Origin of the sequence: Microseira wollei NIES-4236, from assembly GCF_020521235.1 — a bacterium.
Classification (GTDB): Bacteria; Cyanobacteriota; Cyanobacteriia; order Cyanobacteriales; family Aerosakkonemataceae; genus Microseira; species Microseira wollei.
Genome location: NZ_BLAY01000048.1, coordinates 23,127 through 45,293, shown reverse-complemented (window position 1 = coordinate 45,293; position 22,167 = coordinate 23,127). Strand labels below are relative to the sequence as shown.

Below are 22,167 nucleotides of genomic sequence, written 5' to 3'. Positions count from 1 at the left end.
GGAGGGTTGTCGGGTGTGTCAGGCGCAGAGAATGAGTCAATTTTGACCAGAGTTAATTGCTTTGCACCTGAAGCACCCATCGCGGGCGGAGGGTTGTCGGGTGTGTCAGGCGCAGAGAATGAGTCAATTTTGACCAGAGTTAATCGGTTTGCGCCTGAGGCACGATTCGCGGGCGGAGGGTTGTCGGGTGTGTCAGGCGCAGAGAATGAGTCCCTTTTGACCAGAGTTAATTCGTTTGCACCTTTAGCACCATTCGCAGGCGGAGGGCGGGTTTATATAAACTGTCGATTATTGCATAAATGCTTGGTAAAACCCGCCCCTACACAACTGACTATTCTGAAGATGACTCTAACTGGTCATTATTGGGTGGAACGACATCGGGAAGACTTCGCCCCAACAAGTAAAGCCACGCCAACCCTGCCAATCCCAGTATAATTCCCACTATACTGACAACTTGCGCGATGCGTAGCGGTCCCAACATTAAGCTATCGGTTCGCAATCCTTCAATCCACAATCTGCCGCTGCTGTAACAGATCAGGTAAACCAATATCAGCGTACCCGTCTTTATGCGCTTCGAGGAAAGCGAACGGAAGAATAAAGTCAGCAATATGCCGAACACGATGAAATTCCAGATAGACTCATACAGGAAAGTGGGATGAAAGTAGGCAAAATCTAAATACTCGCGCGGACGGTATTCGGGTGCAATATAGAGTTTCCAGGGTAAATCTGTCGGACGTCCAAATGCTTCTGAATTGAAGAAATTACCCCAGCGTCCAATTGCCTGCCCTAAAATTAGCGAGGGTGCGACTAAATCCGTTAGTTGCCAGAAAGGCACTTTTTTAATGCGTGCGAAGATTAAAGCGGCTATTAAACCACCCAAAATAGCGCCGTGAATTGCAATACCACCTTTCCAAATTGCGAAAACTTCACCGGGGTTTTGGGCGTATTCTTGCCATTGAAACAGTACATAGTAAATTCTGGCACAAGGAATTGCCCCAACTAAAAGCCAGATTGCCAAATCGCTTAATAGATCTGGATTGATGTTACGACGCTTGGCTAAGTACCCGCTAAGACTGACTCCGATTAATACCGCTGATGCAATTAAGAAACCGTACCACCGAATCGTTAGCGGCCACAATTTGACCAGAATCGGCCCTGGAGAAGTAAATTGAAAGGCTAAGGGCAACACGGGAATAGTCTGCCCAAAAGAAATAATGTTCATGGGTTTGAGTAGGGAACAACAAGCACAAAAAGAAACCGTTCCAGCACCCCTTGAGTAACTACAAGATTAGATTTTAAGGCGATTTTGGGTTTACCAACCCTAATTTCTTGCCCAAACAGATATTGTAGATGTCTGGCAGATTTAGCAATGGGGTTTGGTCAAAATAGTTGGTATTAAATGATACAAAGTCGCGCGCTCGCTGGCAAAACTGGCTGCATTTGGGTTGGTTAAATTGCTAATGGCTAACTGCTAATTGCTAAAATTTTTCCCTTTGCTATTAGCAGCTATAACAAAATAACTAGCAACGCAAGCTTTAAGCTAATTTTTGGATTAAATAATCGGCAATGCGACTCGCTGCACCCGGTTTTCCCATGCGACGAATACCATTTTCAGCTATTTGTTGCAGTCGGTCTGGCTCGCGCAATAAAGTTTGAATAATATTGGCAACTTGATGAGGTTGTTCGACTAAAATTAAAGATGGGCCTAATAGGCGACTTTGAGCTTCGGCGAAAGCTTTTGTAAACTGGGGGCCATTACCTGGAATTGCGATCGCAGGTTTCCCCAATCCGATAAACTGTTCGGTAGCAGTTCCCGCCATTGCGATCGCTATATCCCCCCGGTGCAAGCAATCGTTATAAGCGTGCTGGGTCAAGATTACAGTCGCTTTATCCTGGGTAAATACCAAAGCCGACCCATCTGGGATTTTCCACCCAGAGGCGGTATCCGTAGATTGTGGGACAAAGCCTTGGGAAACCAAGCTTTGTCGCAAAAAATCGAGGTTTAACCTGGGATCGATCGCTGCCAAAAACAGCACCTGTCGCCTGCCGAAGGCTTCTATAATCCCAGATACTGCTTGCAAGATCTTTTGCCAATTTTGATAAGCTTCTGGCGTTCTAGAACCAGGTAAAAGCGTTATCGTTAGTAAGCGGTCTTTCTCTAATTTTTCTAATTCTGGGTAAAAAATTGGTTTGGGAATCGATGGTTCCAAATCGTCCATCATCGGATTTCCCATGTCAAATGCGGGAATTAACCATTGCTGCAAAGTTTTGGTCGTCAGCGGATCTCTGGGGAAAACTGCTTTACAGCGGGGATGGCTCATCAGCCAACGATCCCAAGGAAGGTATACCGACCCGAACCATTTTTCTAACAAATCATCGAAGCGAGATTGACGGGGTAGCCATCCCGATTCATTTTGCAGATGATATTCTGATTTAGCCGTACCGACAAAGGCATAATTAGCACCGCTCAAATTCGCCAACAATAGGGGGACAATATCTCCAACTGCTAACACAACTCCGCCTTGTTTTGCCCAATTTCGCACAGTTTTAAACTGCTCTAGGAGGAGTTGGAGTAACCCGCCTTGCAGATCTCGTGCTAGTTGGCGTCCATCCATGTAAATAAAGCCGCCAGAGGGCATTTTTTTGACTGTGCCAATAATAGGAATACCCTGAGCTTGATAAGCTTGTCCTTCACCTACGATAGGCAAAGCTGCTACTTGGGGTGCATTGGGATGGCGCAAAAGTTGCTGCAAAATGCGGAGTGCGATTGCATCCTCCCCGTGACCGTTACTGACACAAAGTAATTTCATAATTGCTAATTGCTCGCTTGCTAATTGGTAATTGGTAATGGGGGATTTTAGATTGAATTTAATCTGAAATTTGCTATCTGCAATTACCAATTACCCATTCCCAATTACCGCGCATTAATCTTTTTTCGGTGCGGGAGGGGGAGGCGTTTTTTTATTCCCAGCAGCGGGTGACTCATCTGGTTGCAGCGAGGCGCGTCCGTTGCGGATGACTTTGAGCATATCGTTTAACTGCTGCTCCAAGTTATTGAGGACCCGTCCGGCGTAGTCGTCCGCACCGTCAACAATCGCGTCTGCTTCAGCTATTGCTTTGGCGCGCATTTCCTCCAGTTCTTGCTGCGCTTCCCGGTGCATCCGTTCGATTTCAGCCAAAGCTTGTTCTTGTGCTGCTTCGCACTCTTGCTGCACCATTTGCCAGAGTTGTTGGGCTTCTATTTTCGCTTGTCTGACAATGCCAGTTTCGTCTAAAAGCTGCGCGGCGCGTTGCTCAGCTGCCTCAACAATTTGTTGAGCATAGTTTTCCGCCTCTTGGAGTATTTCATCTTTTTGGCGGACAATTGCTTCTGCTTCTTCAAAAGCGGGTGGTAGATTTAGCCGCACCACATCTAGCTGTTCTAGTAACTGTTCTTCATCAACTAAAGTGCGCCGCGTCAGCGGGATGCGCGGACTGTCGAGGATTGCTTCCTCTAGGCGATTGAGTTCTCGTTGAATATCTACGCCTGCTGTTCCACGTTGGGACTGATCTGGGTTATTGGATTGGTCGCCGTCGGGGCTGAGTCGGGCTGAGTTTTGCCGTAACATTTTGTGTAAATATCTAGAGCAACGTGCTTGGGAACAAGATGATCGACGGAACCGCCAAATCTAGCTATTTCTTTTACCACGCTGCTGCTTAAAAAGCCGAGTTCGGTAGAAGTCGCTAGAAAAACCGTCTCGATCTCAGGCGCGAGGGTTTTGTTGGTGTGAGCCATTTGTAGCTCTTTTTCAAAGTCCGAAACTACCCTTAGTCCCCTGATGATGACTTTGGCTTGACGCAGTTTAGCATAGTTCACCGTCAGACCATCAAAGCTATCCACTTCTATATTGGACAAATGTTGCGTCGCTAGGCGAATCTGATCTAAGCGCTGGGTGACGGTAAAAAATGCTGTTTTACCAGGATTTCGCAGCACTGCTACAATCATTCGCTCAAAGAGCTGGCATCCTCGCTCCATCACGTCGAGGTGTCCCAGGGTAATCGGATCGAAGCTGCCAGGATAGATTGCGATCACAACTTTTGGGTGTTTGAGTTACTGACGCGATTATACCGAAGCTTAACCCATTCTGTGGGTGTTCTTTCCCTAAGCTACTCTAAATAGCACACACTCCGCCCATAACTCCTGCTATGCGTCAACTTCAATCCCAACAAAAAGCGCGATTTTTTCAACAGTTGGCAACTTTGCTAGATTCTGGTTTATCGCTACAGCAGAGTTTGAGTTTAGCAGGGAGAGATTTAAGTTCTGGGTTTCAAAATTATATACAAAGGGCTAGTGTAGCAGTTGGCAGGGGTCAAAGTTTAGCAGCGGCGATTTCCCAACCTCCAGTTTATTTTGACGGTTGGACGCTGGGTTTGCTCGCAGCGGCAGAATACAGCGGTGCGTTGTCAGTTGCTTGTAGGAGACTAGCGTACGCATCGGAGCGGCAACACCAGCGCGATCGCCTGTACAATTCAGTTAAGCTAGCTACAATTGCGATTATCTGGAGTTTATTTTTACTAATAACAGCAATCCTTGCCGGAAATGCTAGCGTTTTATCCCAATCCGGTTTCTGGTTACTCGCGATTGGATTGTTGGTTTTACTAATCCTTGCTAGTAGTTTCTTTGGTTCTCATCTCCCCATCCAAGGTTTACAAGGCGTGCCGATTTTGGGAAAGATATTGCAAGCGCGTTCGATGCTGTATTTTGCCGAGTTAGAATTACCTTTAAGTTGCGGCGTTTCTTTGGGAACTGCACTAGAGTTGTTGCAAAAGCATATTCCCGATCCGGTGATGGCTGGTAAAATTGCGATCGCATCCCAACGAGTGTTAGCCGGACAGTCTCTGAGTAAAAGTTTACAAGGTCGCTTACCACCCATTGCACTTGGGATGCTTCGCACCGGAGAAGAAACGGGAAATCTAGACGCCGCACTGGAAAAAATAGCTAAATACTATGAAGCTGAATTAGAAAGACTCTTGCTGCAATTAAACAGCATTCTGATTCCTCTCAGTATTATCGCTATGGGTGCTTTAGTCGCGTTAGTTGGCATCTGGGGCATTACTTCGTTGATTAATTCATTGCCTGGTTAATTTTCTATGTTGTGGTTTAAATCCCATCGATTAATCAAAGCTACTCCTGGTTGGTATCTTGCTTGGGGATGTACTCACGAGATCTCTGATATTATGTGGCGCGACGATCGGGTGGCGATCGCTCGCATTCAACCCGCTTTTAGTCCTACCCAGCGGTTTGTTGTTGTGGGGGATATTTGGTTAAGTAATCAGGCGGAATTAATTGGGGGTTTTGATTTTAATATGATGGACGGGCAGGATGCCCATCCCACAGGAGATGTGGGGTTAAAACAGGACGGGCAGGATGCCCATCCCACAAGAGATGTGGGGTTAAAACAGGACGGGCAGGATGCCCATCCCACAAGAGATGTGGGGTTAGAAATTTTGGCTTATTTGTGGGAAAAAAAGGGGATTGAATCTTTAAAATTTTTGGAGGGAATGTTTGCTTTTGCGGTTTGGGATCGGGAGCGGCAGGAGTTGTGGTTGGGACGCGATCGTGTTGGGTCTCGCACTTTATATTATACCACTTCTGGAGCGATTTGTTGTGTGGCGACCCAGTTGAGAAGTTTGGCTCCTTTTCGATCGAATGAATTAGATTTGGTGGCGTTGCGGGATTATCTTTGTTGTGGGTTTGTACCGGGTGAGCAAACTCTTTGGCGAGATGTGCGGGAGTTGCGTCCGGGGACTGTTTTGTGTTTATCAAATGATATGAATGAACCGCGAAGGCGCGAAGTACGCGAAGAGGTTTATTGGGAAGTTAGAGAGGAGATTGGAGAGAGGGAGAACTCGTTAGAGTGGTATGGGGGGAGGGTGCGATCGCTTTTGGAAGAAGTAGTAGGAGAATGTTTGCCCCAAGGTGAACCTGTGGGGGCTTTTTTGTCGGGGGGAATTGATTCGAGTTGTATTGTTGCAATGGCTGCGAAGTTACACGATTGTCCGGTACATACTTATTCGATTCATTGTGGTTTGGAGTATCCACATGAGTTGGAGTTTGCTAATTTGGTGGCTAAGCATTGCGGTACTGAGCATCATATTTTAGAGTTAAATTCAGATACTATTTGGGAGGGGTTACCGTCAGCGATGGCTTATTTGGATGACCCGATTGGCGAGGGGTTGACGGTTCCCAATTTGTTGTTGGGAAGGGCAGCTAAAGCATCGGTGAATACCATATTAAATGGTGAAGGGGGCGATCCTTGTTTTGCGGGACCGAAAAATAAACCGATGTTGTTAAATAGTTTGTATGCATCGGTTGTTGCTCGGGATAAAGCAGATGAGTTGGCTGCTTATCTCACTTCTTTTAAGAAGTTATATCTGGATTTGCCGCAAGTTTTGAAGCCGGAGGTTTGGACGGCTGTTAAAGATGAACCTTCGGTGTTTTCTCCCCTGTTAAATTCTCAGGCTAGTTATCTAAATCGGCTGATGTTGCTGAATATTCAATATAAGGGGGCAGACTATATTTTAACCAAGGTGAATAATTTGACTCAAGCGGCGGGATTAAAGGGACTTTCGCCGTTATTTGACCGCCGCGTTGTAGAATTAAGTTTGCAAATTCCACCAGAGTATAAGTTATTTGGGGCGGAGGAAAAGGCGGTTTTAAAACAAGCGGTGGCGGATTTATTACCAGAGGCGATAATCAAGCGTCCTAAGAGTGGGATGGTGATGCCGATGCAGCAATGGTTTCGCAAAGATTGGAATCGGAAAGCGAGGGGTTTGTTGTTGGGGAAAAATGCTGCGATCGCACCCTACTTAAATCAATCTATCATTAAAGATTGGCTCAATTATCGCGGCGACGCTTGGGGACGTTATGGATATAAACTGTGGCTATTAGTCAGTTTAGAAATCTGGCTGCAAGTAAATAGTAATCGCTGATTTTTCCTATCCTCGTTACGAGGTTCTACCTCGTAACGTCATACAGGAGGCTCTGCCTCCGGTAAAATAGAGGCAGAGCCTCAGATGTATCATGTCCAGGTTCTACCTGGATATGAGAGACGAACCAAAAGGAGGGTAAATTATGTAGACCGTAACATTGCGTTACCGCGTTGGAGAGGATGGCATTTTACATTTAGATGTGCCTGTAGGGTTAACCGATGCTGAGTTAGAAGTGACAATAACATTAAAGAAAGTTACACCAGTCACAATAACGTCGGAGGAATTAGAGTGGAAAGAGTTTATTGAAAGAACCTATGGAAGCTGTGCCGATGACCCAATTGTTATAGATAATAAGGGAATATCAGCAGCACTAGACGATAATTTAGAAATGATTTTTGAGTAACCGGAATTAATTGGATGATTTATTTAATAGACACGAATGTTTGTGTCAGATATTTGAACGGTCGTTCTGAATCAATTAGAGAAAGAATACTGACAACAAATCCTCAAGATATCGCTGTCTGTTCTGTGGTAAAATTTGAGTGATTTTATGGAGCATTGAGGAGTAATAATCCAGAGCGAAACTTAGAAAGACAGCAAGAGTTTTTAGATCGTTTTGTTTCTCTACCTTTTGATGACACAGCAGCAAGTATTGCCTCTAGGATTCGTGCTGTCCTTGCTGCTAATGGAACACCAATTGGTGCTTATGACATTCAGATTGCAGCTATTGCGATCGCTAATAATTTAACCCTCGTGACTCATAATACAGATGAGTTTAGTCGAGTAGAAGGGTTGCAGATTGAGGATTGGGAGGTGGAAGGATAAGTCAGTACAATTAGTCTAAGGATATCAGTTAACCAAAACTCTCAATTACATAAACAGAATCTGCCCCACTATCGATCAGAATTAAGCTATCGCTGCTATCAGGGGCTTGACTTTTAGCAATTCCTTGATTTGCTACTCGAATAATTCTTTGCGGGCTAAAAGATTCTAATTCTACAAACTTACCCGCGTCTAACCATTTGAGTTCTTCACTTGTTAAATCTCGCCTGACTTCCTCTGGTAATTGTTTCGCCGATTGTGCAGATTCGGTTGAATTTCTCACAAAAACACTGCGACTGGAAAATATCTGGCGAGGAAGCAATCCTAAATCATAAATTACCGCATTACTGTTCAAAAACCAATCAGGGCTAGTGCGAAGATTGTGAACTAAGGAAACTCCGCTAGGACTAGCATCGTGTAAAGCATATACTTTTAAATCTAAATTGCGGCGTAGCATATCCAATACTGTACTAAAAATACTTTCGGGATATCCGGTGATGCTTAACACCGCACAACTATTTTCAAAGTGGAAGTTATTGGCAATTAGCATTTGGGCGATCGCTGTATTATCGCAAATAACAACTCGGTCAAAACTATAAGCGCTAATTTCAGGGGAAATTTCAGAGTTAGAACTCTCGCTGCGAGGAGAAGGTAACATTTTTGATTTCCCGTTGATAGTTTCCCAACGAGTTATCCAGTCTTGAGATTGTGCCTGGGAAATTAAAAATGATTTACCTGGTTTAATTTTTCCATTTTGATATCGATTAGCATAAATAATTCCGCTTATCAAAAAAGATAATCCTAATGCCGGGATGATAGATCCACCTAGACTTCCTACAACGATCGCAATAATAATCGTCATCACCACAAAAGTACATCCAAAGCAGATAGGTGATGTATCTACCTTTGCCTTTAAACGTCGGTCTAAAAGATAAAATAACTGTTTGGGTGTAAAATAAAGCCTGTTTTGATCTGAAATGTCGTTGATGACTTTGGCAAAAAACGGATCGGTAAACTTTAATTTGGTATTTGTGACTGCTGAAGGTTCAAATGCAAATGGGTGATTGCAGTTTTTACACCGTCCTTGGTTATTGGTGCGATCGCGTAAATTATTATCTGTCCCACACCTGACGCATCTCATACCCATAATTCACCTCTAAAATACTTGATTTTCCAATAAAATGCTGTAATCTTCTCGCCGACGAATCAATCTATGCTTGCCATTTTCTAACAATACCTCAGCAGGGCGAGGACGATGCAAGAAATGGGAAGACATCGCATATCCATAAGCCCCCACATCTAATATTGCAATAATATCCCCCATTTGTAAACGGGGAAGTTGGCAATTTCGCCCCAGATAATCTCTCGAATAAGTTGTATTTCCACAAACATCAGTAGGATGCAATCCCACTCTTGTGGGGTGGGCATCCTGCCCGCCCTTTTCTAGATGTAATTGCCCTCTTGTGGGGTGGGCATCCTGCCCGCCCTCTTCCAATAGTTTTGTGGGGTGGGCATCCTGCCCGCCCTCTTCTAATTTTAACCGTTTCCAAGCAACAATTTCTCGATAACCTCCATGTACGGATGGTACTGATAAATTAGCCACAGTAGTATCGACGCCGACGATTTGTTTTTCTCCCTGCCATTTCACAGAAACGACTTGGGAAAGTAAGGTGGCGCATCCGGCGATCGCTGCCCGACCCGGTTCTATAATTAATTCAATTTCTTTCCCTATCTTCAGCAGTTGCTGCGTCAACTCTGCCCCAAATTCTGACCAGTTAAAACCCGCAATATTTTTATTGTAAGGATAGCCAAACCCACCGCCAAAATCTAGATATTCCCAATCTGGTAATAATTTCCCCGCCGCCACGACGGTTTCAATTACTGAGGTAAAAGCTTCTGTCGCATTCGTACCAGTCCCGCGATAAAAATGCAATCCGCTAAGTTTTATTTTGGCTGAATTAGCAATAGCGATCGCATCTTCAAATTCATCGGGATGCACGCCGATGCGACTTTCGCCGGTAATTTCAGGTAAATTTAATCTCAATCCTAATTTAGGGGCGGCAATCGACGTTCTTAGTTCTTGATAAATCTCGCAACATAAACTCAACTGCGATAAACTATCTAAGTTTAAAGTCCTGACGCCACCAGTTAGTAACAAGCGCATTTCCGCCGCATTTAAATTGCTGCCGCTGTAGACAATTTCAGCGGGGGAATATCCCGCTTTTAATCCTAAATAAATGTCGCCGGGGGTGTTGGCGTGAAGTTTCCACCCACAAGCATGGAAAATCTGCATCAAGGCAATATTGCCATTGGTGACGCTGGCGAAGTGAAATTGGGTGCGGGGATAGGGAATAGACTGGGTAATTCGATCTATGGTTTGATGTAAGCGATCGCTCTCATAAACATACAGCGGCGATCCATATTTCTCCAGCAATTCCTCTGCTATTTCTAAACTAATTAGTTCTCCCATACTAAAAACCTCCTACCATATTTCCATACCTGCGGTGGCAACCAAAAAGGATGATCTAAAGATTGCCCACTTGCTTTTTCTCCTAATACCGATCTCCGCCATGCTTGCCACATGATTAGCATCCAGATGACGTTGCCAATGTAGCGAGTTTGTAAACCTTCTCCCAGCTTACCTGCGATGATATTTGCAGCGATGTGAGGTTGCCAGCGTCCTTCGTCGCGCAATACTCCCGGATTTAACCATTGACCAATTTCTGACCATAATTGATTAAAATACCAAATCTTTAAGGGAACTCCCATACCGCGTTTTTCTCGCCAGACAATTTCCGGTGGTAACCAAGATTCGACGGCGCGTTTTAAGATATATTTTTCACAAGCGCCTTGTAAGCAAAGTTCTCCAGATAGTTGAAAAGTCCATTCGGTGAGGGGTAAGTCACAAAACGGCGATCGCACCCAAAGTCCGCAAGCAAATGATAAATTGGTCGCCCTTGGTTGGATATTTTGTGCGCCTTTTAACATTAAAGTAGCGCGGCGCAATCTCTGGAAGAAACTCGGACAAAAAGATGGATCTAAAGCGTCTTCCAACCAAGATTGAGGGTTTAAATTCTGGACTTCGTTATAAATGCGATCGCTGAAAATTTCCGCTTCATACCCGTAAAGTCTCCCAAAGGTTCGCAAGTATTGTTGGTTAAAGTCTTCAATGGGTTTAACCCCATTGTAAATTCCACCAGCAATTAACGGTTTGTTCGTCCATCCGGCAAATAATTGATCGCCATTTTCCCCGTTAAAAATTACCGCTGTTTCTTGACTAGCAACGCGATTTAACAGGTATAATGGAGTAGTAACCCCATCGCCAAACGGGATATCTAATGCTTGGGCAGTAGCTGCGATCGCCCCCTTCAATTCCTTCGGTGTCGCCGCCACTTTCACTAAGGGAATATCTAAATATCGAGCAACTATTTCGGCATAAGGCAATTCCGAATAACCATCGTTGCCAAAATCTAAAGCATAGGCACGTACTTTAATCCCAGCTTGCACCAACAAAGCAGCAACAACTGAAGAATCAATCCCGCCAGAAAGAAACACCCCCACAGGTGAGTCTGGCAATTCGGAAATTTGTCGATAAATAGCATCTTTGAGTAAAATTTGCAGTTGGGAAACGGCTAGATTTTCATCCCGAATTAATTCGGGTGCTTCTCGCCATTCTTGTAACCGTCGCCTGGTATATTTTAACGGTTTTCCCTGGAAAATTAATTCCGTTCCTGCGGGGATGGCGAAAATATTTTCAACCGGAGATAGGGGAGTTGGGATGTAGGAAAAACAGGAATAACCGTATAAAGCGGGGATGCTAACTTGGGGAGATTTAATAATTGGCAAGAGTTGCTGGAATTGGGAGGAAAACCAGATTACTTGTTCTACCTGCGTCCAATATAAAGGAACGCGACCAAAAGGATCTCTGCCTAAAATTAAGCGATCGCTTTCTACTTTAACCCAAGCATCTGGGCAATCGGAAAACCCACCCGCTGAAATAGCCGCAATTATCCCATTTTCAGATAGCTTTTCCGGTGTTGCCTCTGTCGGGTTAACTTCCCAAACACAACTGCCATCCTTTTGGTAACCCCAATAACCGATAAAATGACAGGGTTTCATTTAACATTAAAGGTGCTAGTGCTAACCGTCCGATTTCCCAACAACATCTGCACCTTCCAAGTGCCTGCCGCTGACCCAGAGTTAAGCTGATGATAGCAATAAGTAGGCCAAACAGATTTATCAATTTGGCGAGTTTGATAGCGACTTTGATGGGCAATATTTCCGCTAGGATCGATCCAGTCGCAAGCAAGAGATAATTTTTGCCCGATTGGGGCATTTTGTAACGTGACGCGGTAGTAAACTCTGGGATTAGATTGACGGGTGATTTGATTGGCGCTGCTGCCCCCATTTTGCGTTAGAGTAACTAAACTATTGGCAGCAGAGACATTAGCGATCGCATTTTCCACCCGGTTTTGATTCTGCACGTACACAGCAGTGGTAGCGATCGCGCCCATCAATGCTACCACCACACCCCCCATAATCCAGCGATTTCGCCGTTTCTGTTCTGCCAAAGCTTCTTGGCGACGCAACTGCACCATCGCATCTTCCAACAACTCCGGCGGCAGATTTAATTCTTGTAAAATTTGCTTGACTTGTTCCGGGTTATACTCTGCCTCCCGACGCTGCGATAGCCGTTCCACTTCGGCAACAACTTGTGCCATTTGAGCTTCCGTCAGTCGGTCGTTCATAATAAGTAAGTTAAAGCAAAAAAGCTGCTACTCTTACACTCTAGCTTAAGTTTCTACTAACGATTTGGTTGGAAATAGACAACTAATAGCGATCGCTCTTATGCCACATCATCATCAAAGCGATCGCCTAAATTCCCTACAACAGTTGCTCTAATTCAGATGAGGGAGAATGTTGGACTTTCTCTACCCCAGTAACATCGAACACAATTGCATGGTTCACGCCTGGTAACAACCGCCGCAACACCTGAATGTAACCATCCGCATCGCTGCGACGATAAAATCGAGCCACAACCAATCGCTGCATATTGGGCAATTGACGCACAATACACCAGGGATGAACGTTCAATTTGGGCTTTGATTTTGGTATCATAGAAATATCCTTCCCACGTTTGTGGGATCTGGTAAGAATTGCGTCCGCTCTTTTCGTTCTCTAGGCTAGAAGGGCGATCGCTTTCAATGTACATATTGATTTCGGTGCGTATGCACCAAGGTCAAGTCAAAACATGGGCTACGTTAGGCTGCGGATTCGAGAGTTAGCCGATCAAAAGGGTTGGACGCTCAAGGAAATTGCCGATCGCTCAGGAGTAAATTACAATACCGTTAAAAGTTACGTTCAGCGCGATGCCTTGAACACGGTCGATCTCTCCGCTGTTTTCAAAATAGCCCGTGCTTTTGAAGTAACGCTAGAAGATTTGGTGGAAGTTTTGGAAGATTAGGGATGCAATATTATAGCGGTTTGCGACTTGATAGAATACACTTTATTTTGCATAAGTTAATAGTCCGCTACGCCTGGCTTAGTTTGTGTAGCGGCACCCTTAAGGGTGCCGCTACACAAACTAAGCCACAAGCGCTGTATTCCACCAAATCACAAACTGCTATATATCAACGCCTTCTATATTTTCCTGGGTGTAGGGGCGGGTTTTACCAATAATCTTTGCTAGCAACAGATAATATCAAATCCGGTGGCATCGGAATGATCGGCCTTTCTTGGTAATTGGTAATTGCTAATTGCTAATTGCAAGAAAAGCCCCTACAGGTCGTAATTCCGATGCAACGGTCAACGATATAACTAAAATAAACCCGCCCCGACCGACGCTTACGCAAATCACCTTTGTTTCTCTCAAAAATCGTTGATTTGGCAACCAGAGATCTACAAAGAAACTAAGGTGATGGGTCGCCCAAGCATAAGTCGAATTTACGCAAAGAAACCGGGTTTCTGGCCGCCGAAGAGTATAAGTCCTAGCGCCTAACCAAAAGTCGAGCCATTCCAGCCCCACATCGAACCTTTAGCATCGTTAAACTCGATGTAAATTCGATTTGTAGGCACGCCCAATGCTGAGTTAATTTTCTCACAGAAATCCTGACTCATCGACTCAGTTTGCGATGGACTCATACTGCCAACGCTTTTAACTTCAATGTAACAAACCGGATCGGTTGTCCCAGCAAAAGTCATCGCCACATCAGGCTCAAACGCCGTCATTACGTAAGCTTCCGGTTTACCTGTATGCTTGGCTAACGCGGAAGAAAGACTTTTGAGTAACTGATCAACCGCAGATTTTTCCGGTGCAGAAACAGAAGCTTGAACTTTGATTAAAGGCATAAGCTGATTGCAGAGCGTGAGATTTTAGATTTCAGATTGATTGGATTGCCGATTTAGCTGATTGCAGAGCGTGAGATTTTAGATTTCAGATTGATTGGATTGCCGATTTAGGGGATTTTAGATTGATTGGATTGCCGCTTAAATTATTCCAAATCTGAAATCTGCAATCTACAATCTCAAATCTGAAATTTCCCTTAGCCGCCGTAATTCCAGCCGGTGCTTTCGAGTAACAAAGCGTCGCCTTCCCGATGGACGCCAGCACCAATTACTTCGCCGACGTAAACCGTATGATCGCCATGTTCTACTGCACTGACTACTTTACACTCTACGTAACCCAGAGAATCTTTAATAATCGGACAGCCGGTTTCTTCTCCCAGATAGAATTCTACATCCTCAAACTTATCGCCGCTGCGGCGTTGCGGCTTGAAAAATTTCTGGGCTAAATCTTTTTGTCCCGCTTCTAAAACGCTGAGAGCAAACACGCCACTGGCTTTGATCATGGCGTGGGATTTAGAATCTTGCTTAACGCAATTTACCACCAACGGCGGCGTAAAGGAAGCCTGCATTATCCAACTGGCGGTGAAACCGTTAACTTCTTCCCCATCTTTGACGCCGCAGACATAGAGTCCGTGGGGAATTTTCCGCAGGATAGTCTTTTTCGCTTGTTCGTCTAACACGGGTTTATCCCCTAATTTGTTTTCTACATCGCTAAGTTTATCAATCCTCACGGCTGGTTGGTACAACGGCAACGCTTATTGGGGCAAAAACTCATCATCCATCACCGCTATCAACTCATAAGGACACTCGGTAGGAAATGTCTCTAATGGTAACCCAGTTTCAGCTTTTGCTTGCTTGACCGCTTCTGTGTAAGATTCAGTCAAGATACTTTCGAGATAGGGTCTGAGGCTAGGAGATTCTTGAATCGCCTTCTTGATTCGTCTGCGATGCTCTATAATACTTGCCTCCCAACTACCGCTTCTGCGATCGCTTATGTTTTGCCATTTAAGCAAGTGCAGCAGAACTACAATCAGATTGCTCTCTAAACTTCTGCGTTCGCTCCTCCCCATGTCCTCGATTTCCTCTATTAAATTGTCCCAGTCTACGTTCCCATAGTCCTGACTTCGCAGTTTTTCTGCGGTGGTTTGTATCCATTTCAGGTAATCTGTCTCGTATAGAGTTTGGCGATCGCTTTTTAGGGAAGGCATAGCAGTTTCCACAGACCCGATATATTCAACGATCCTAATAACTCTTTCGCCGAAATAGATGACTGTGTTCTGGATGATATAGCCGCGATCGCGCCTTCTCGACTTTCCCCAATGCCGGACTGATAACATAAAGCGTTGTGCGAATCAACTTTTCTTCTCGCGTCACCGCTGCCATCTGATGCAAGGGAACCAGTAAAATTCTCTCATCAGGCCAACCCAAGCGATAACAAATCGCCACGGGCGTATCTGCGGTATAATGTTGCGTTAGCTGATTTTGCGCTGCTTCGACGTGACGCGCACTCAGGTAAAGGCACAAACTCGCCTGATGCGCTGCTAGAGAGGATAATTCTTCCTTTTCCGGGACTTGCGTGCGACCGCTAATGCGAGTGAGGATTATTGTCTGCACCAATCCCGGTACGGTTAGTTCGACGCCGAGTTTAGCCGCTGCTGCTTGAAAGGCGCTAATTCCCGGTATGACTTCAAAGGGAATTTCTGCTTGTGCTAAAGCAGCGATTTGTTCGCCGATAGCGCTGTACAGACTCGGATCTCCGGAATGGAGGCGGACGACAGATTTGCGTTGGCGCACTCTTTCCACCATGATCGGCAAAATCTCTTCCAGGGTTTGATTCGCCGTGGGGATAATCTCCGCATCCTGGCGCACTCCCTCTAATATCTGTTCTGGTACGAGGGAGTCGGCGAATAAGATCGCATCCGCCTGGGCGAGAATTTTCTGCGCCTTCACCGTCAACAATTCCGGATCGCCCGGTCCCGCCCCCACGATGTATACTGCCGGTGCGAGAGTAGGTAAGGCTTTGGCGTCTGCCAACTGGGATGCAGCGTTAGACATAAATCTAAAAAACTGAACTAATTTCCTAAATCCTTCCGGATCTTACCGACTATCCCAGTAATAAGGAATGGTAGATGCACCCTGGTCAAGCCCTAGAGGATTATATCTTCTGGGGCTTTTTCTTATACCAGGCGAAGTCTCCTCTGTAAAGTCTCCTTCTCTTAGCATTGCCCCACACCCAACAGCAACAACCTTGAGAAAGAAATGATGCCGCGAATCGGGATTGAGGCATTGTCAGGGAAAATTTATGAAAAAATATTGCAGCTTCTTGATTTAGTTGCTAAGGTATGACTGTAGATTTGCTTCCGGTCAATTTTGTATCAGGGAGATTTGTCACTTATGCTTTGTTTCAATCTTGTCCCTTCACAATTGACGGATTCTAGAATTGCCTGAAAGGTTCTTGAATGCTGGTATAACTGCGCGTAAAAAGATTTCAACCTGTTCATGACTCGCCAATGCTTGCGTAGTGCCAGCTTAAATCAACAAGACTTAGCCAAAGAAACCGGGTTTCTTGCTGCGATCTCTAGTTCCCAAACCTTTTTCATAGAAACCCGGTTTCTAGGCTAGTCGCGTTCACCGTACAAGATGTTTCTCAAGTTTTATCTACAGCAAAGAGAGTTCAGCACACAATTTCTGAGAAATGTCTTGTTTGTACAAGTTTAGGACCCAGGCAAAGAAACCCGGTTTCAAGGAATTATCCTGGGTTTGGACGAAGAAACCGGGTTTCTCACCCCGCGTTTACAGCACCCAGGCAAAGAAACCCGGTTTCAAGGAATTATCGAGTCAGAAACCGGGTTTCTCGCCCCGCGTGCGTAAGTCCTGAAGTTTAGTTTCATTTGATACGCGAATCGCACATAGCCGTTCGTCTCGCAGCGTGCCGAGACTTCTGCCTGCGAGACATCTTTCAACTCGGCATCAAAAGTGCGGCGCGATGATACCTCAAATTTGGAGGGTTTAAGTTATGAACTTTCAAGGAAAAACGGCTCTAGTTACTGGAGCTTCCCGTGGAATTGGGCGAGCGATCGCACTAGAATTAGCCCAACAAGGGGTAAAACGCCTGCTGTTAGTAGCACGGGATGCAACCCGATTAGCTGAAGTAGCGACCGAAATCGAGGCGCTGGGGGCGGAAGTTGCAATCCTGCCATTGGATCTGACGCAATTGGTCGAGGTGAATATTGCGATTGCACAAGCGTGGCGCGATTACGGCCCGATTCATCTGCTGATAAATTGTGCGGGCGTTGCACACCAAGCACCTTTCTTGAAATCTCGATTGCCAAACGTGCAGCAAGAAATCGCCATTAATTTAATGGGAATGTACGCCATGACTCGTTTGGTAGCGCGACGCATGGCAACCCAAGGCGAAGGTACAATTGTTAACGTTTCCAGCTTGATGGGCAAGGTAGCAGCACCGACAATGGCTACCTATTCAGCCACTAAGTTTGCCATTTTGGGATTTACCCAAGCATTGCGCGGCGAACTCGCGGAACATAATATCCGAGTCATTGCTTTGCTGCCATCTTTAACCGATACCGACATGGTGCGAGAATTGCAGTGGTTCCGCTTCGTTGTACCAACAACTCCCCAAAAAGTCGCTCAAGCACTGATTGGGGGATTGAAGCAAGAATCCCCTGAAATTTTAGTCGGATGGCAAAGTCATTTAGCGGCGTGGTGCAACCGGATTTCTCCTTGGTTGTTGGAGCGAATTTTATTAATTGCTGCTCCGCTTTCCCAGCATAAACCTAAGCGATACCGACGATTGCGTCAGGCATAGAGATATGGGGTGCGGGTACCTATCCGCGCACCCCATATCTTTACAACGTGTCTCATGCCCATCAGGGGTAAAAAAGCGTAACTTGTTTTCACAGATACCTAAATAACTCAAGTTGCTAATTATCTCTCTCACAGCGGCTAATGGCTAATGGCTAATGGCGAGATTGGTAAAAATCCTATATTAGCAATTAGCAATTAGCAATTAGCAACGCCAAAGTTTATAACTAGCAACTTGCGTTACCTAAATAACTCAAGTTGCTAGTTATCTCTCTGGGAGCGGCTAATGGCGTTACTAGGCTCTGCCCTGGTCACGAGGCTAATGGCGAGATTGGTAAAAATCCTATATTAGCAATTAGCAATTAGCCAGCTGGCAACGCCAAAGTTTATAACTAGAAACTTGCGTTAATATCTTCTGCTGTCTCTTCTAGGATATTTAAGTCTTTGACGGGGGACATGGCAATAACGGGTTAAGGGGCGTTGGTGTGATGAGCAGGACTTACGCAAACACCAAAGTTTCTCTGAAAAATCGTCGGTTTGGCAACCAGAGATCGCAGCAAGAAACTTTGGTGATCAGATCGTCGTGCTAGAGTCCTGATGAGTTTAGCGCGGCGATTTATATTATTGGGGACGGCGAGGGCTGCAACTTACGAAAATTGGGCGATCGCATCGGGTGCGATCGCCCAAAATTGCCATGAATTCCTCAGCAAGCTACTAATCCTCTCTTAAATGACTCATCGCTTTTTCTAGGGCTGATTTCATTTTTTTTAGTTCATCCTTATTGCTAGCCTTCAGCGTTATTTCCTCACCTTTATCTGTGGTAACGATCAGCTTGTAAGCAGACTCGTCATTTGCTGTCATCAGGAGAGGGAGAATTCCCAGCAATACCAACTCCGGCAATATTAAAGTCGTTTGCCCTAATACCCAGGTAACGAGCAATAGTAGACCCCCTACAGGGATGATATCGATAGGGGGCGAATTTCCAGACTCGAAATCCTTCTTCCCGCTCCATTTCTCAATATGGCGAATGGGATAATCCGTCCCTTGATACTCCAGCACAGTCCTAGTAATCCGAATGCGCTCTTCTTGGTTTTCGTAAAATTTTTCTGGCGATGATATTGTCATAGTGGGTGCCTTCCATTTTTCTAGGCGTGCCCCACGGCCTTATTGCTTAGGGTAGGTCTGTTATGATTATCAGCTATTCTTAAATCTTGAGATATCCATCCTAAGAGTGAATTTTATCGATTTTCTCCCCTCTCCTCCTAGGAGAGGGGTTGGGGGTGAGGTTTCTGTCAGATTACCCAGTAGGGGCGGGTTTTACCACCCCTTAAAATATCTGGTAAAACCCACCCTTACTATCACCGATAATCAGACATATCAATTGCTTGTTCCAACGCGCCTTTCATCTCCTTCATATCGTCACCATCTTTAGGTTCGAGGGTGATTACTTCCCCTTGATTCGTAGTGACGATTAACTTGTAGGTAGGCTCTACCTCAGTTGGGTTTAAAACCCAAAGTAAAACCAGTATCGCTCCCAGTACTATTAACGTTGGCAGATTGAAGTACAAAGCCGCTGCTGCCGCTAAACAAGCAAGAAGGATGAAACCGATCAAGGGTTGGTCATCAGCTTCTTTCTTGTCCACCCTGACTTGGGAAATGTTCCGAATTGGATACGCGGTTCCTTTATACTCAAGCAGCGCTCTGGTAATGCGAATCTTATTCTTGTTGTAAAGTACTTTTTCGGCGGTAGATAGCATATGCGGGTGCGTTATCCTTTTGTACGAGTAGCCCCACAGCCCTATAGCTTAGGGTGCATCTCACGCAAGGTGAAATACACTCTTGTCTACTGATGAAGTTGCGGTGATTTCCGATTTCTTCACAGAAGTTTATAAAACTTTGACAGCTTTATTGCCTGGGGTAAATGACAAATGCAGTTCGGCGCTACGGCTTCCCTGAAGATAAATGACAGGACAGATGGGCAAATCCACCTGAACCGACATCTACTTAACACTTTGAGCAAATTAGATGCACCCAAATCAACGGCCTCTTGCCTCTATTTCTCTGCTTGGCTTTCCCTGTTTTTTAGCCTTGGCATATCAGCGCTTGGTACCTTAGCGACCCACAAGTTTTAGTATCAAGGAAAGTTAGCCTTGAAGCCACGACGCGAAGTCCTAAGAATCAGTACAAATACGTTATAGCATATCCGCAAAAATTCGGATCGACTTGCCACTGGGGCAAGTCTGGCGCTGGGAAGCGAGCTAAACTTAGAAACCCGGTTTTTTGGAAAAACCGGGTTTCTAGGCTTAACGATTTCTCTTTCCTCCTAGTTTAATGAACCGCTGATTATCTTGACATCTCTGGCATGGTAGGTACTATCAATTGCGTCTTCCAGCGCCTTTTGCAGTGCTTTCAAGTCGTCACCATCTTCGGGAGAGATGGTAAGTTCCTCGTTATTGGGAGATAAGATAATCTTTAGATCGAAAATGGGTTGAGGCTGAGTTGATGGATCGACTGCTGCAAAGAAAAAAGCCAGCACCGCAATTAAGGCGACAATGGGCTGGCTAATACCAAAGGCAATTAAAATTGCTAGGAAAGTGGCAAAGACAGAGTTGTAAGAAATTCCTCCTTTTTCCCCTTTCTTGTCCAGTTTGATTTTATAAATGTTGCGAATTGGATATCGACCTCCTTTTGCTTCTAACAAACTGCGGGTGACGCGAATTTTGTTCTTCTTGTTGTTGTAAAGTGCTTCTTCTGCCATTTGGGGTGCATACCTTTCCTCTATGTGGGTTCCCAAACTTCGCAAAATGCATCTGGCGCTTTGTGCAAAGACAAAACGCTCTACTGATATTGTTAAAGTTTGGGGCGATATTAGCTGCAACGCATTTTGGAGCCGATCTAGAAAGAGCCGCGATCGCTTATAGCCTTTTTCCTATAGAATTGGCTCAGATCCGGAAAGTATCAGAAAAAAATTTTTTATCAGGACTTACGCAAAGAAACTAAGGTGATACGAAAAATAGTTGGGAGAGGAAACTCGAGATATGCCTCCGGCACGCGGCGCGAACGACGAAGAAACCGGGTTTCTTTTCTCGTCGTGCGTAAGTCCTGTTTATCTTACCGTAACCCTTTCTCTCGCAGTAGTGCATCCACCCAAGCAGCATTTTCTTCCTCTAGGGGTGGGGCTACTTCGCGAGTGTAATCTATCACTAAATCGTAAGCAGCCCGGTCATATACGCCATTTATTAAGGTTTGCAAGTCTATCGCAGGTTCCGTATCTTCCTCTTGCAACGGTAACAAAAATGATGGGATGCTATGTTGCAGGTTAAAGGCATATAATTCAGCTTGAGGACGGCGTTCGCTTCGACTCACCAAAATTCTATAATCGCTCTCGATGGGCGAGCCTAAAATTGGCATTGGTTCCCCGGCACGCAATAAGTCAATTTCGACTAAATGGGTTAAATTCCCAAACACTCGCTGACGTTTCTTTAAATATGCTTTGCGTCCTTCTTTTGAACGCTTATTTTTAGGGGAAAGCACTTCAATTGCCGTTATTACCTGTCTCGTCGCTACTTCTCGCACTTCTAAATACCACTCCCGTACCGTTTCAGGCAGAGGAATTATTACTGTAGCTGCTTGGACTGGAGGCGTTGCGAGCGCTATATTTGCCGTTGATGAGCTATTGACAGTTTGAGAACGCTTTACTGCGACATCGGGAATACCAACAAGTAACGAGTTTTCCTCTGTTGTTTGATACACTCTTTCTGCGATGTCTACTATATATTTAGGCCGCAAGTGTGGAGATAGAGCGTCTGCTAGCGCTACAATTAAACGCTGATGAACTTTCGTCCATAATGCAGGATTTTCTAAATACGGGTCCATGCCGGAAAACGGAGAAGGCATCGGTTGACCTCGAAAGCAATTGTATAAGGCGTACCTTAGCCCATAATATCGTTTCCGTTTGCATTTGAATGATTGCTCGTTTCGGTGCCTGAAGAATTAGTATTATTGAACCACGAAGACGCGAAGGACACGAAGGAAGAAGAAGGAAGAAGAAGGAAGAAGAAGGAAGAAGTAGATAATCTTCTTCTACCGGGAAGGGAGTAAAACCGCTCCAGGCGCAGAGAATGCAGAGGCAGAAAAGAGAGTTTTTTATCTACTTCTTGGGCAGGCGAGACGCCTACCCCACAAGAGTGATACCAAATGCGCTTC

General features: G+C 45.1%; 24 protein-coding genes and 1 pseudogene. 8 read left to right on the top strand and 17 right to left on the bottom strand.

The features are described from left to right. Positions 1-331: 331 nt before the first annotated feature. The 4 genes from lgt to coaD all read right to left on the bottom strand — a co-directional run bounded on the left by lgt (position 332) and on the right by coaD (position 4,072). The gene (lgt, locus tag MiSe_RS17380; RefSeq protein ID WP_226582580.1) at positions 332-1,222 is read right to left on the bottom strand and encodes a prolipoprotein diacylglyceryl transferase; all 891 of its coding nucleotides are present in this window, start codon (positions 1,220-1,222) and stop codon (positions 332-334) included. Between the two features lie 313 nt (positions 1,223-1,535). Further along, a complete protein-coding gene (locus MiSe_RS17375; RefSeq protein ID WP_226582566.1) occupies positions 1,536-2,810 on the bottom strand; it encodes a lipid-A-disaccharide synthase-related protein in 1,275 nt (424 codons plus the stop codon). 114 nt (positions 2,811-2,924) lie between these two features. Continuing rightward, complete coding sequence (locus MiSe_RS17370) at positions 2,925-3,608, bottom strand: ATP synthase subunit B family protein (RefSeq protein ID WP_226582563.1); 684 nt, start codon at positions 3,606-3,608, stop codon at positions 2,925-2,927. Next, positions 3,521-4,072, bottom strand: a complete 552-nt coding sequence (gene coaD / locus MiSe_RS17365; RefSeq protein ID WP_226582560.1) for a pantetheine-phosphate adenylyltransferase — start codon at positions 4,070-4,072, stop codon at positions 3,521-3,523. Before coaD ends, MiSe_RS17370 begins: the two co-directional genes overlap by 88 nt. A gap of 113 nt (positions 4,073-4,185) precedes the next feature. On the opposite strand from coaD, the gene MiSe_RS17360 reads away from it, so the two are divergent. From MiSe_RS17360 to vapC, 4 genes and pseudogenes are all read left to right on the top strand, one after another. Next, positions 4,186-5,124, top strand: a complete 939-nt coding sequence (locus MiSe_RS17360; RefSeq protein WP_226582558.1) for a type II secretion system F family protein — start codon at positions 4,186-4,188, stop codon at positions 5,122-5,124. Positions 5,125-5,130: 6 nt separating this feature from the next. Then, on the top strand, positions 5,131-6,972 hold the full coding sequence (locus tag MiSe_RS17355) for an asparagine synthetase B family protein (RefSeq protein WP_226582556.1): 1,842 nt from the start codon (positions 5,131-5,133) through the stop codon (positions 6,970-6,972). 157 nt (positions 6,973-7,129) lie between these two features. After that, positions 7,130-7,375, top strand: a complete 246-nt coding sequence (locus MiSe_RS17350) for a hypothetical protein (protein WP_226582555.1) — start codon at positions 7,130-7,132, stop codon at positions 7,373-7,375. Between the two features lie 14 nt (positions 7,376-7,389). Continuing rightward, a pseudogene (gene vapC, locus MiSe_RS17345) lies at positions 7,390-7,797 on the top strand (type II toxin-antitoxin system tRNA(fMet)-specific endonuclease VapC). A 28-nt stretch (positions 7,798-7,825) separates the two neighbouring features. Here the strand turns inward: vapC and MiSe_RS17340 are convergent. The 5 genes from MiSe_RS17340 to MiSe_RS17320 form a co-directional block, all read right to left on the bottom strand. Continuing rightward, complete coding sequence (locus MiSe_RS17340) at positions 7,826-8,941, bottom strand: toprim domain-containing protein (protein WP_226582554.1); 1,116 nt, start codon at positions 8,939-8,941, stop codon at positions 7,826-7,828. Positions 8,942-8,950: 9 nt separating this feature from the next. Beyond that, positions 8,951-10,264, bottom strand: coding sequence for a diaminopimelate decarboxylase family protein (locus MiSe_RS17335; protein ID WP_226582552.1), 1,314 nt, complete (start codon positions 10,262-10,264; stop codon positions 8,951-8,953). Beyond that, complete coding sequence (locus MiSe_RS17330; RefSeq protein ID WP_226582551.1) at positions 10,252-11,913, bottom strand: asparagine synthetase B family protein; 1,662 nt, start codon at positions 11,911-11,913, stop codon at positions 10,252-10,254. Before MiSe_RS17330 ends, MiSe_RS17335 begins: the two co-directional genes overlap by 13 nt. Further along, positions 11,910-12,542, bottom strand: a complete 633-nt coding sequence (locus MiSe_RS17325; RefSeq protein WP_226582549.1) for a DUF3859 domain-containing protein — start codon at positions 12,540-12,542, stop codon at positions 11,910-11,912. The genes MiSe_RS17330 and MiSe_RS17325 overlap by 4 nt, the downstream gene beginning before the upstream one ends. A gap of 136 nt (positions 12,543-12,678) precedes the next feature. After that, the gene (locus MiSe_RS17320) at positions 12,679-12,912 is read right to left on the bottom strand and encodes a hypothetical protein (RefSeq protein WP_226582547.1); all 234 of its coding nucleotides are present in this window, start codon (positions 12,910-12,912) and stop codon (positions 12,679-12,681) included. A 133-nt stretch (positions 12,913-13,045) separates the two neighbouring features. On the opposite strand from MiSe_RS17320, the gene MiSe_RS17315 reads away from it, so the two are divergent. Further along, complete coding sequence (locus MiSe_RS17315) at positions 13,046-13,258, top strand: helix-turn-helix domain-containing protein (RefSeq protein WP_226582546.1); 213 nt, start codon at positions 13,046-13,048, stop codon at positions 13,256-13,258. A gap of 530 nt (positions 13,259-13,788) precedes the next feature. Here MiSe_RS17315 and MiSe_RS17310 read toward each other — a convergent pair. The 4 genes from MiSe_RS17310 to cobM form a co-directional block, all read right to left on the bottom strand. After that, positions 13,789-14,142, bottom strand: coding sequence for a phenylpyruvate tautomerase MIF-related protein (locus MiSe_RS17310; RefSeq protein ID WP_226582544.1), 354 nt, complete (start codon positions 14,140-14,142; stop codon positions 13,789-13,791). A gap of 194 nt (positions 14,143-14,336) precedes the next feature. Further along, on the bottom strand, positions 14,337-14,819 hold the full coding sequence (locus tag MiSe_RS17305; RefSeq protein ID WP_226582610.1) for a flavin reductase family protein: 483 nt from the start codon (positions 14,817-14,819) through the stop codon (positions 14,337-14,339). Positions 14,820-14,894: 75 nt separating this feature from the next. Beyond that, a complete protein-coding gene (locus MiSe_RS17300) occupies positions 14,895-15,347 on the bottom strand; it encodes a DUF29 domain-containing protein (RefSeq protein WP_226582542.1) in 453 nt (150 codons plus the stop codon). A gap of 34 nt (positions 15,348-15,381) precedes the next feature. Next, positions 15,382-16,194: a precorrin-4 C(11)-methyltransferase gene (gene cobM / locus MiSe_RS17295; RefSeq protein WP_226582540.1), complete on the bottom strand. Its 813-nt coding sequence runs from the start codon at positions 16,192-16,194 to the stop codon at positions 15,382-15,384. 444 nt (positions 16,195-16,638) lie between these two features. On the opposite strand from cobM, the gene MiSe_RS51005 reads away from it, so the two are divergent. From MiSe_RS51005 to MiSe_RS51000, 3 genes are all read left to right on the top strand, one after another. Next, a complete protein-coding gene (locus MiSe_RS51005) occupies positions 16,639-16,761 on the top strand; it encodes a hypothetical protein (protein WP_264196546.1) in 123 nt (40 codons plus the stop codon). 394 nt (positions 16,762-17,155) lie between these two features. Then, entirely contained in the window at positions 17,156-17,965 is an 810-nt protein-coding gene (locus MiSe_RS17290) for an SDR family NAD(P)-dependent oxidoreductase (protein WP_226582537.1), read from the top strand. A 593-nt stretch (positions 17,966-18,558) separates the two neighbouring features. Beyond that, positions 18,559-18,690, top strand: coding sequence for a hypothetical protein (locus MiSe_RS51000; protein WP_264196545.1), 132 nt, complete (start codon positions 18,559-18,561; stop codon positions 18,688-18,690). Here MiSe_RS51000 and MiSe_RS17285 read toward each other — a convergent pair. The 4 genes from MiSe_RS17285 to MiSe_RS17270 all read right to left on the bottom strand — a co-directional run bounded on the left by MiSe_RS17285 (position 18,676) and on the right by MiSe_RS17270 (position 21,858). Beyond that, positions 18,676-19,086 (bottom strand): DUF6232 family protein, encoded by a 411-nt coding sequence (locus tag MiSe_RS17285; RefSeq protein ID WP_226582534.1) that lies wholly within the window; start codon positions 19,084-19,086, stop codon positions 18,676-18,678. The two genes, MiSe_RS51000 and MiSe_RS17285, sit on opposite strands and share 15 nt — an antisense overlap. Before the next feature lie 233 nt (positions 19,087-19,319). Beyond that, positions 19,320-19,718 (bottom strand): DUF6232 family protein, encoded by a 399-nt coding sequence (locus tag MiSe_RS17280; protein WP_226582531.1) that lies wholly within the window; start codon positions 19,716-19,718, stop codon positions 19,320-19,322. A 566-nt stretch (positions 19,719-20,284) separates the two neighbouring features. After that, positions 20,285-20,839, bottom strand: coding sequence for a hypothetical protein (locus MiSe_RS17275; RefSeq protein WP_226582529.1), 555 nt, complete (start codon positions 20,837-20,839; stop codon positions 20,285-20,287). Between the two features lie 233 nt (positions 20,840-21,072). Beyond that, on the bottom strand, positions 21,073-21,858 hold the full coding sequence (locus MiSe_RS17270) for a DUF4058 family protein (protein ID WP_226582526.1): 786 nt from the start codon (positions 21,856-21,858) through the stop codon (positions 21,073-21,075). Between the last annotated feature and the right edge of the window lie 309 nt (positions 21,859-22,167).